This window comes from Actinoplanes campanulatus (assembly GCF_014647795.1).
Taxonomy (GTDB): domain Bacteria; phylum Actinomycetota; class Actinomycetes; order Mycobacteriales; family Micromonosporaceae; genus Actinoplanes; species Actinoplanes campanulatus.
The window spans coordinates 893945-904274 of the sequence record NZ_BMPW01000001.1 but is presented as its reverse complement, the minus strand read 5'-3'; the positions used below and the strand labels follow the sequence as shown (position 1 = coordinate 904274).

Below are 10330 nucleotides of genomic sequence, written 5' to 3'. Positions count from 1 at the left end.
GTTCGGTTGGCCCGATTAGTGCCGTAAGTTCTCACATTTACGACATAAGAGAGATATGCGCCCGTACTGATTACGCAGAGTGGTGCAGACGTAGCGCCTCGGCCGCGGCGCGGCCGTTGGCGAGGCTCGCCCCGTGGGTCACCACGTAGACCCGGACCCGCTCCGGCCGCCACGGCGACGGCCACCCCATCTCGATGACGCCGACCGGCCGCTCGGCGGCCAGTTTCCCGATCAGGGTGCGGGCCGCCGGGGAGCTGTGCAGACGACGGCCGACCAGCACGATCGGCCGGTCGCCGGCGGCCGCCGCCAGCGCCTCCGGGGTGGTCCCGTCGGCCGGCACCTCGATCTGCTCGATCCCGCCCAGGTGCGGCCCGAGACCCCACGGCACCCGGCCCTCGGCGATCGAGTGGCCCGCCACGAACTGGACCACCAGCGGGGATCGCAGCTCGGCCGGGTCGCCCTCGACGATCATCCCGCGGCGGGCGGCCTCGACGCCGAGGTCGCCGTCGACCGGCTCGGCCGGGCGCGGGGTCGCGCTCCAGGCGGCAAGTTCAGCGGTACGGGCGACCGCGTCCTCCAGCCGGGCGAGCGCCAGCCGCCCGTCCCCGGTGGCCGCGGCGATCTCGGCGGCGATCGCCTCGACCAGCGCCCGGTCCACCACGGCCCCGATGCAGAGCAGGTCGGCCCCGGCCGCCAGCGCCGCCACGGCGGCCCGCGGGATGCTCCCCGCCGTGGCGGCCGCGCCGCGCATCTCCAGCGCGTCGGTGACGATCGCGCCGCGGAAGCCCAGCTCGCCGCGGAGCAACCCGGCCAGCGCGGCCCGGCTGAACGTGGCCGGCCCGTCCCCGGTCAGCTCGGGCACCCGGATGTGCGCGCTCATCACGGCGCGTGTGCCGGCCTCGACGGCGGCCGCGAACGGCGGCAGGTCGCGCTCCCGCAGCACGGCCAGCGGCACGTCGACGGTGGGCAGCTCCAGGTGCGAGTCGGTGACCGTGGCGCCGTGCCCGGGGAAGTGCTTGGCGCACGCCGCCACCCCGTTGGCCTGCAGTCCGGCCACGGCCGCCCCGGTGTGCCGGGCGACCAGCGCCGGGCCGGCCCCGAACGAGCGGGTGCCGATGATCGGGTTCTCGGCGACGCTGTTCACGTCCACGGTGGGCGCCAGGTTCAGGTTGATCCCCACGGCCGCCAGGTCGGCGCCGATCGCGGCGTAGATCCGCCGGGTCAGCTCCGGGTCGTCGGCCGCGCCGAGCGCCGCGTTACCGGGGTAGGGGCTCCCGGTCCGGTGCCCCAGCCGGGTGACGTCGCCGCCCTCCTCGTCGATCGCGATCAGCGCGTCCGGGCGGGCCGACCGCAGCTGAGCGGTGAGCCGTGCGACCTGCTCCGGCTCGCCGACGTTGGCGCCGAACAGGGTGTGCCCGGCCAGCCCCTCGGCGAGCAGCTCACCCGCCCAGTCCGGGGCGGCGTGCCCGGGAAAGGCGGCGAGCAGCGTGTTCAGGGCGAGTCGGCGGAGGCCGGGGTCGATGGCCATGGTGTCCTTCCGAAGACGCAACTCTGGCCGTTTTCCGCCGGGAGCTGCCATGATCGCTCGCAGTCGATGAGCGTCCTTGCGGTGCGGCGACGTTGCCTACCGTTACGCTGCGGCTGCGTGTCGTGCGTCGACACTGTAACAGGAAAGAATCTTTCTTATTAGGGGACGAACGTATGGCCGCCACCCGCCTCCCGGGCACGCCCCGGTTGCTGCGCGCTCTCAACGACCGCGCGGCGCTGGATCTGCTGCTCACGCGAGGTCCGCTGACCCGGGCGCAACTCGGCGAGATGACCGGGCTGAGCAAGGTCACCGCCTCGCAGCTGGTGGAGCGGCTCGAGGAGCGCGGCCTGGTCCGGCGGGTGGGCGAGCAGGCCGGTGGCCGTGGCCCCAACGCCCAGCTCTACGCGGTGACCCCGTCCAGCGCCCACGTCATCGGGGTGGAGGTCGGCCCGGACGGTGTGGTCGCCGCCTGCGCCGACATCACCGGCGCCGTGATCAGCCGGGTCGAACAGAGCACCAAGGACACCGACGACCCGGTCGGCGTGGTGCACAACGCGGTGGTCCAGGCCGCCGGGGAGGCCGGCGCCGACATGTCCTCGGTCCGCCGGGTGGTGCTCGGCACCCCGGGCCTCGTCGACCCGCAGTCCGGTGAGATCTCCTTCGCCCACGACCTGCCCCGCTGGCACCGCGGCCTGCTCGCCGACCTGCGCCGCGACCTGAACATCCCGGTCTTCTTCGCCAACGACGTCAACCTGGCCGCGGTCGCCGAGTCCGGCACCGGCGCGGCCACCGGGGTCGCCGACTTCGCGCTCGTCTGGATCGGCCGGGGCGTCGGTCTCGCCACCGTCCTCGGCGGCCGCCTGCACCAGGGCGCCACCGGCGCGGCCGGCGAGATCGGCTACCTGCCGGTGGCCGGCGCCGATGTGCCGCACAACGCCTCCCGCCGCGGCGTGAAGGGCGCCTTCCAGGCGATCGCCGGCGCCGACGCGGTCAAGACGATCGGCAAGCAGTTCGGCTTCCGCGGCACCGAGGCGGCCGACGTGGTGCGGGCCGCCGTCGCGGCCGGCCCGGCCGGCGAGCCGGTGCTCGACGAACTGGCCCGCCGCCTGGCGCTGGGCGTGGCCGCGACCTGCGTGGTGCTCGACCCGCCGCTGGTGGTGCTGGCCGGTGAGGTGAGCCGGGCCGGTGGTGCGGCGCTGGCCGACCGGGTGGAGCGCGAGGTGGCGGCGATCACGCTGGTGTCGCCCAAGGTGGTGGTCACCCGGGTGGCGTCCGAGCCGGTTCTGCACGGTGCGCTGCGGATGGCCCTGGACGCGGTCCGTGACGAGGTGTTCGGCTCGACCACCGACTGAGGTTCGGCACCGGCACGCCGTCCGGCCCGCGCTGGCGAACATGGTTGGATGGACGCGTGCTGGAGGCTGCCGTATCCATTCCGCCCGACGAGGACACCGTCATCGCCTTCGACCGCGTCAACGTGGTGCGCGGCGGAAACTTCCTGATCCGTGACCTGTCCTGGCAGGTCGAGCTGGACGAGCGGTGGGTGGTGCTGGGCCCGAACGGTGCGGGCAAGACCACCCTGCTCAACCTGGCGTCCGCCCGGATGCACCCGACCCGTGGTAACGCGTACGTGCTGGGTGAGAAGCTCGGGCGTACCGACGTGACCGAGCTGCGGACCCGGGTGGGCATCACCACCGGCCGGTTCGCCGACCAGGTGCCGCCCGCCGAGCGGGTGCTCGACGTGGTGGTCACCGCCGCGTGGTCGGTGGTCGGCCGCTGGCGGGAGAGCTACGACCCGCAGGACGAGGCCCGCGCCCGGGAGCTGCTCGAACAGCTGGGCATCGCGGCGTTCGCCGACCGTGAGTTCGGCACCCTGTCCGAGGGCGAGCGCAAGCGCACCCAGATCGCCCGGGCACTGATGACCGACCCCGAGCTGATGCTGCTCGACGAGCCGACCGCCGGGCTCGACCTGGGCGGCCGGGAGACGCTGATCGGCCACCTCACCGAGCTGGCCCTGGACCCGGACGCCCCGGCCATGGTGCTGGTCACCCACCACGTCGAGGAGATCCCGCCGGGCTTCACCCACGGCCTGCTGCTGCGCGAGGGCACCGTGGTCGCGTCCGGCCTGCTCGGCGAGGTGATGACCGCGGAGAACCTGACGAAGACCTTCGGCCTGCCGCTGATCGTCGACCGGTTCGGCGACCGCTACACCGCCCGGGCCGGCTAGATGGCGCCCCGGGTCGTCGTCGCCGGCAGCGCGAACATGGACCTGGTCGGGCTGGCGCCGAGCCTGCCCCGGCCGGGCGAGACCGTGCTCGGTGACGACTTCGTGATGACGCCCGGCGGCAAGGGCTCCAACCAGGCCATCGCCGCCGCGCGGGCCGGTGGCGAGACGACCTTCCTCGGCGCGATCGGATCGGACGCGTTCGGCGTCACCCTCAACGCCCGGCTCGCGGCCGCGGGCGTCGCCGTCGACCTGGTCCGGACCAGCTACGGCTCCTCCGGCGTCGCCGTGATCATGGTGGACCGTGCCGGGGAGAACTCGATCCTGGTCAGTCCCGGGGCGAACCGCACCTTCGTCGACCTCACCGCCGACGAGACGGCCGCCATCGCCGCCGCCGACGTGCTGCTCTGCCAGCAGGAGATCCCGATGGCCACGGTGCTGGCCGCGCTGCGGGCCGGCCGCGCGGGCGGCACCCGGACCATCCTGAACGCGGCGCCCGCCCGGGTGCTGCCGCCCGGCCTGCTCGACGAGGTCGACCTGCTGGTGGTCAACGAGACCGAGGCGCGGGCCATCACCGGCCGGGCCGAGCCGGACATGGCGTCGCTGCTCGCCCTGGTGCCCCGGGTGGTGCTCACCCTGAGCGGCAACGGCTCCCGGTACGCCGACCGCGACGGCGCCGACGTGCACGTGCCCGCCTTCAAGGTGGAGGTGGCCGACACCACGGCGGCCGGGGACGCGTTCACCGGAGCGCTGGCCGTCGCCTGGGGGGAGGGCCGCGACCTGATCGACGCGATCCGCTGGGCGAACGCCGCCGGGGCGGCCTGCGTGCGCCGGGTCGGGGCGAGCAACGCCCTGCCGGAGCGGGCCGACATCGAGGCGCTCTACGCGGGCTAGCGGCGGACCGCGGGCTCCAGCGCGCGCTGCAGGGCCCGGTAGACGCGGCCGAACCGCTGGGCGTCGTTCGTCCGCAGGAGCAGCACGTCGCCCTCCCGCACCCGGCCCCAGATCTCCAGGTTGCGGCTGCCCCGGTCGTACGACAGGTCGACCCGCTCCAGCAGCAGGTCGGCGACCGGCACCACGGCCAGGCCCAGCAGAGCCCCGGCGAGCACCCAGGTCAGCGTGGTGGTGAACGAGGCGTCCATGGCCAGCGCCACCAGCACGGCGAACCCGCCGGCCAGCAGCGGGAGAAGGATGGCCAGGCCGAGCGCGCCCCGCCAGGCGATGACACCCCAGGAACGGGCGCCCTTCGTGTACCACACCCGGATCAGCTCGGGCAGGCGGAACTCGTGACCGTTCATCCGCACACCGGATGAGGTGATGAGCACATCCGGATCCCGGTAGTACGTGGTCATCTTTGTCCTCCCCAGGGGACCCAATGTAGTCGTTACCCGTCGTACGCTGACGGCAAAACAGCAGGAGTGAACAGGAGGGCACACCGGTGGGTGAGTTCGTACGGCTCGAGGTCGCGGACGGCATCGGCACCATCCGGCTGGAGCGGCCGCCGGTCAACGCGCTCAACACTCAGGTGCAGGAGGAGTTGCGGGTGGCGGCGCAGGCCGCGGCCGGTGACGACGAGGTCCGCGCGGTGGTCGTGCACGGCGCCGGCAAGCACTTCGCGGCGGGCGCCGACATCACCGAGTTCACCACGGTGACGTACCAGGAGATGGTGGTCCGGGCCGGCGCGCTGTCCAGCGCCTTCGACGCGGTCGCGCAGATCCCCAAGCCGGTCGTCGCCGCCATCACGGGGTACGCACTGGGCGGCGGCTGCGAACTGGCCCTGGCCTGTGACTGGCGGGTGATCGCCGAGGACGCCAAGCTCGGCCAGCCGGAGATCAAGCTCGGCATCATCCCGGGCGCCGGCGGCACCCAGCGGCTGGCCCGGCTGATCGGCCCGGCCCGCGCCAAGGACCTGATCTTCTCCGGCCGGATGGTCGACAGCGACGAGGCGCTGCGGATCGGCCTGGCCGACCGGGTGGTCCCGGCCGATCAGGTGTACGCCGCGGCAGTCGACCTCGTCCGGCAGTACACGACCGGTCCGGCCCTGGCCCTGCGCGCCGCCAAGCAGGCGGTCGACGGCGGGCTCAGCGTCGACCTGGCGGCCGGGCTGGCCCTCGAGTCACACCTGTTCGCCGGCCTCTTCGCGACCGACGACCGGGTCGAGGGGACCACCGCGTTCGTCGAGAAACGGGCCCCCAAGTTCACCGGAAAGTAGGGCCCGGGTGATCTTTACCGTCGGGAATCCGCCTGACGGGAGGGATCGTAAGCGGGCTGTCATTGCCTAGACTGCGGGCATGCCCATCGACCAGGGTGGTCCGAAGCGGTACGCCCTCGGCGTCGACTTCGGCACCTCCAACACCGTCGCCGTGGCGCGATGGCCGGACGGCCGTGCCCGCCCGATCCTGGTCGACGGCTCCCCACTGCTGCCGTCGGCCGTCTTCGCGGACTCGGACGGCAGCCTGCTCGTCGGCCGGGACGCGGTGCACAGCGCCCGGCTCGACCCGGCCCGCTTCGAGCCCAACCCGAAACGCCGTGTCGACGACGGGCTGGTGCTGCTCGGCGAGCGGGAGTTCGAGACCGTCGAGCTGATCGCCGCGGTCCTGGCCCGGGTCGCCGAGGAGTGGCACCGCGCGGTCGGGCCGCACCGGCCGGAGGTCACCCTCACCTGCCCGGCCACCTGGGGAGCGGCTCGCCGCACCCTGCTCGCCGAGGCCGCCGCCCGCGCCGGGCTGGAGGGCGCCCGCCTGGTCGCCGAGCCGGTCGCCGCGGCCACCTACTTCGCCGAGGTCCTCGGGCGGGACGTGCCGATCGGCTCGGTCGTGGTGGTGCACGACTTCGGCGCGGGCACCTTCGACACCAGCGTGGTCGCGCGCACCTCGTCCGGTTTCGAGGTGCTCGCCGTCGACGGGCGTGACGACCTGGGCGGCCTCGACGTCGACGCGGCCGTCGTCGAGCACCTGCGCACCGGCGACTGGGCGCGGCTCATGGAACCCTCCACCGTCGAGGAGCGCCGGGCCCGCCGTCAGCTCTGGGACGACGTCCGGATCGCCAAGGAGCGGCTCTCCCGGGCGCAGGCCGCCGACTTCGTGGTGCCGCTGCTCGACATCGAGGCACACCTCACCCGCGAGGAGCTGGAGACGGTGGCCCGGCCGGTGCTGGAGCAGACCGTCGAGATCACCCGGAACCTGTTGCGCTGGGCCGACCTGCCGGACGGGCGGCTGGCCGGGGTGTTCCTGGTCGGCGGCGCCAGCCGGATCCCGCTGGTGGCGACCCTGCTGCACCGGGCGCTCGGCGACCCGCCCGTGGTGATCGAGCAGCCCGAGCTGGTCGTGGCCGAGGGCAGCATCCTGGCCGGGGCCGCCCTGCTGACCACCGAGCCGGCCGCGCCGGGGCCCACCGAGGAGCTGCGGCTGCCCTCCAAGTACCTTCCGGCCCGCGCCGAGGAGGACGGGCCGACCGTGCTGGCGGCGCCGCCCGTGAAGCGCGAGCCCGAGGTGGTCGAGCCCGACCAGCCGACGGTTCTGGCGAGCCCCGCGGATGTCGCGGCCGTCGCGGACGAACCGGCGGAAAAGGAGCCGGTCTCGCCCCCGGCGCCGGTGGAAGCCGACCGGCCGACAGTGGTGGCGGGCAAGCCGCTGACCACGCCTGTTCCGGCCGTTCCGTCCGCGACCGCCGTCGACGTGCCGGCGCTGCCCGGCGCCGGCCGGGCCGAGTCGCCACCACCGCACCGGCCGCGTGCCGACGGCCCGCCTCAGCGGCAGGACCGCCCGTCCCGGCCGCGGCCGCCCGCCGACACCCCACCGCACCTGCTTCCCCCGGTGGACCCGTGGCCGCACGCGGCCGACAGTTGGCGTTCCGATCCGGACGCGACGGTCGCCACCAGTCCTCCCGAACACGAGAGCCGGACTCCCGTACCCCCGAGGCAGCCCCGGCAGCCGGGGCGCGTGCCCCGGCCGCAGCAGCCGGTGGTGGCACACGCCCGGCCGGTCTCGCCCGCCGTGGGCTCGGCCCGCCCGGTCTCACCGCCCGCCCGCCCGGTCTCACCGCCCGCCCGCGCGGTCGTGTCCGCTCCGCAGCCCCAACCGCAGCCGCAGCCCCGACCGGCCCGGGTGCGCCGCCGTGGGCGTCTCGGCCGCGTGATCCAGATGCTGCTCAGCATGATCGTGATGGTGACCGTGCCGATCGTGGCGCTGATCCTGGCCTACGGTTACGGCAACGGCGAGCCGTTCGACCAGGACGCCGTCGAGGTCTTCACCGACATCGGGAGACTGCTCGGACTCTGACCGGGGGCACCGGCCTCACGGACGGTCCGGCTCGTCGTCCTGCCGGAGGTCCTGCTCCCACTCGTCGAGCAGTTGACGGTCGCGACGGGACTGCTCGCTGTCCATCGAACGCAGGAAGTCCGGGTCGTCGTCCGGCGACGAGGGGCGGCGGATCGGGCGACGGGACCGGCTGATCGGGCGGCCCCACAGGAGGTAGGCGGTCGGTCCGGCGATCGGTATCAGCAGGATCGCGAGGATCCAGACGGCGCGGGGCGCGTTGCGGACCCGCTCCGCCGACAAGGCGCTGATCAGGGCCAGGATCAGCAGGACGAGGGCTGCCGCGGCCAAGAAGATGAACAACCGGACCATGCCGCAATGATGCTCCTCGAAAGCCGGGTCGGCGACGATCAGAGCATGACAACCCATCCGCCGAGGACGGCCAGGGCGACGATGAGGAAGGCGTAGGCCCGGATCGGGCGGGGCGCCGGCCCGGGGAACCGGGTTCGCAGGTCCCGGCCCCGGTGCAGGGCGATCGCCACGATCGCCGCCCAGGTCGTCATCGAGGCCGCCGCCGCCAGCCATTCGGCCGGGCCGGCGCCGGGCGCGAAGGCCGGCCGGAGAGCCAGCAGCGCCACGGCGGACGCCGACAGGCCGGTGCGCCGCCAGGCGAGCCGGGTCCGCAGCGCGGAGGCGCCCGGATCGCGGGGCACCCTGGCGCAGGCCCCCGGGTCCCGGGTGTGCTGACCGCACGGCTCGCTCATCTCAGAAGACCTGGACCAGCACCGCCGCGATGATCACCACCGCACCGGCCGCCACCGCGACGGCGAGCACGGCCGGGAACCGGGAGCGCGGCAGGTCGGTGCCGAGCCGCATGGCCCGCTCGGTCCGCACCCAGTGGTCGACCGCGCGCAGCGCCACCAGGGCGCCGAGCACCAGCAGCAGGATCGCGATGATCTCGCGCAGGTGGCGCACCGGCAGTGGTGGCAGGAACTGCGCGCATGCCAGGCCACCCGCGATCAGCGCCAGGCCGGTCCGGATCCAGGCGAGGAAGGTGCGCTCGTTGGCGAGGGAGAAACGGTAGTCCGGAGTGGTGCCTGTCTGTGACGGGTTGAACCACTCTCGCAACACACCGTTGATTATCGACTCATCGGGTCAAGAAGGTGGTGCCACAGATTGCGGACTTCGTCACTCACACAGGCCTCCCGTGGGCGCCCGCAGAGGCACCACGGAGAGTCCGGGCCGCCTCGTCCATGGGACTGCGGCTTCAGCTCTTCGGGACGTGAGGGAGTATGGGTCGTGGATGGGCGCACGCCCTCCACGAGTGAGACGTTTTGACCGGACATGTCTGACACCTCCTCATTGCCCACTGTAGCGATCACGCTAGGGGCATGGGTGAGGTGTGTCACTCTGGGTGGCCGCAACAGCGATGCTACTGACGGGTAACCTGGCTGACATGTCCGCCGCCCGGCAACTTCGGCGGCCGTGGACAGGGTCGACCGCAACGGTGCGTCCAATACAGGAGAGTCCTAGGAGCGCGATGAACATCGTCGTACTGGTGAAGCAGGTGCCCGACTCCGGTGCCGAGCGCACCCTTAGCGCTGACTACTCGGTCGACCGGGCGTCGGCGAGCAACGTCATCAACGAGATGGACGAATACGCCATCGAGGAAGCGCTGAAGATCAAAGAAGCGCACGGTGGCGAGGTGACCGTCCTGACCGTGGGGCCGGCCGGCGCGACCGAGTCCATCCGCAAGGCTCTCTCCATGGGCCCGGACAAGGCCGTCCACGTGCAGGACGACGCCCTCCACGGCTCCTGCGCGGTCGCCACCTCCAAGGTGCTCGCCGCCGCGCTGCGCACCCTGAACGCCGACCTGATCATCAGCGGCGCCGAGTCCACCGACGGCCGCGTCCAGGTCGTCCCGCACATGCTGGCCGAGCTGCTCGGTGTGGCCGCCCTCACCGGCGCCCGCAAGCTCACCGTGGACGGCTCCCAGCTGACCGTCGAGCGGCAGACCGACGAGGGCTACGAGGTCGTCACGGCCGCCACCCCGGCGATCGTCAGCGTCTGGGACACCATCAACGAGCCGCGGTACCCGTCCTTCAAGGGCATCATGGCCGCCAAGAAGAAGCCGGTGCAGAGCCTGTCCCTGGGCGACCTGGGCGTCTCCGCCGGTGAGGTCGGCTCCGCCGGCGCCACCAGCCAGGTCCTCGAGTACTCGAAGCGCCCGGCCCGTACCGGCGGCGCCAAGGTCGTCGACGAGGGCACCGGTGGCGAGCAGCTCGTCGCGTACCTGGCCACCGAGAAGTTCGTCTGAGTCCGAGG

Annotated in this window: 11 protein-coding genes; 6 read left to right on the top strand and 5 right to left on the bottom strand. The window is 73.3% G+C overall.

Features of this window, described 5'->3' with window-relative positions; translation table 11 throughout:
- Positions 1-70: 70 nt before the first annotated feature.
- On the bottom strand, positions 71-1528 hold the full coding sequence (locus IEZ13_RS04000; protein ID WP_183216727.1) for a glycoside hydrolase family 3 protein: 1458 nt from the start codon (positions 1526-1528) through the stop codon (positions 71-73).
- Between the two features lie 173 nt (positions 1529-1701).
- On the opposite strand from IEZ13_RS04000, the gene IEZ13_RS03995 reads away from it, so the two are divergent.
- Genes IEZ13_RS03995 through IEZ13_RS03985 form a run of 3 tightly spaced genes read left to right on the top strand, consistent with a single transcriptional unit; the run spans position 1702 to position 4643 of the window.
- Positions 1702-2880 carry an ROK family transcriptional regulator gene (locus IEZ13_RS03995; protein WP_183216726.1) on the top strand — a complete coding sequence of 393 codons (1179 nt, stop codon included), beginning with the start codon at positions 1702-1704 and terminating at the stop codon, positions 2878-2880.
- A 44-nt stretch (positions 2881-2924) separates the two neighbouring features.
- On the top strand, positions 2925-3752 hold the full coding sequence (locus IEZ13_RS03990; protein ID WP_183216725.1) for an ABC transporter ATP-binding protein: 828 nt from the start codon (positions 2925-2927) through the stop codon (positions 3750-3752).
- A complete protein-coding gene (locus tag IEZ13_RS03985; RefSeq protein ID WP_183216723.1) occupies positions 3753-4643 on the top strand; it encodes a ribokinase in 891 nt (296 codons plus the stop codon).
- Here IEZ13_RS03985 and IEZ13_RS03980 read toward each other — a convergent pair.
- Positions 4640-5101, bottom strand: coding sequence for a DUF6232 family protein (locus tag IEZ13_RS03980; protein WP_183216721.1), 462 nt, complete (start codon positions 5099-5101; stop codon positions 4640-4642). The two genes, IEZ13_RS03985 and IEZ13_RS03980, sit on opposite strands and share 4 nt — an antisense overlap.
- An 86-nt stretch (positions 5102-5187) precedes the next feature.
- Between IEZ13_RS03980 and IEZ13_RS03975 the strand changes: the two genes are divergently transcribed.
- Complete coding sequence (locus IEZ13_RS03975) at positions 5188-5961, top strand: enoyl-CoA hydratase/isomerase family protein (protein ID WP_183216719.1); 774 nt, start codon at positions 5188-5190, stop codon at positions 5959-5961.
- 79 nt (positions 5962-6040) lie between these two features.
- Positions 6041-8029 carry an Hsp70 family protein gene (locus tag IEZ13_RS03970; RefSeq protein WP_183216716.1) on the top strand — a complete coding sequence of 663 codons (1989 nt, stop codon included), beginning with the start codon at positions 6041-6043 and terminating at the stop codon, positions 8027-8029.
- Between the two features lie 15 nt (positions 8030-8044).
- On the opposite strand, the gene IEZ13_RS03965 is transcribed toward IEZ13_RS03970, so the two are convergent.
- From IEZ13_RS03965 to IEZ13_RS03955, 3 genes are read right to left on the bottom strand one after another with little or no spacing between them, the layout of a single operon-like run.
- Entirely contained in the window at positions 8045-8377 is a 333-nt protein-coding gene (locus tag IEZ13_RS03965; RefSeq protein WP_183216714.1) for a PLD nuclease N-terminal domain-containing protein, read from the bottom strand.
- 38 nt (positions 8378-8415) lie between these two features.
- Positions 8416-8769, bottom strand: coding sequence for a DUF202 domain-containing protein (locus IEZ13_RS03960; RefSeq protein WP_183216712.1), 354 nt, complete (start codon positions 8767-8769; stop codon positions 8416-8418).
- A gap of 1 nt (position 8770) precedes the next feature.
- Entirely contained in the window at positions 8771-9136 is a 366-nt protein-coding gene (locus IEZ13_RS03955) for a YidH family protein (protein ID WP_372441801.1), read from the bottom strand.
- Positions 9137-9545: 409 nt separating this feature from the next.
- Between IEZ13_RS03955 and IEZ13_RS03950 the strand changes: the two genes are divergently transcribed.
- Positions 9546-10322 carry an electron transfer flavoprotein subunit beta/FixA family protein gene (locus IEZ13_RS03950; RefSeq protein WP_183216711.1) on the top strand — a complete coding sequence of 259 codons (777 nt, stop codon included), beginning with the start codon at positions 9546-9548 and terminating at the stop codon, positions 10320-10322.
- Positions 10323-10330: the final 8 nt, after the last annotated feature.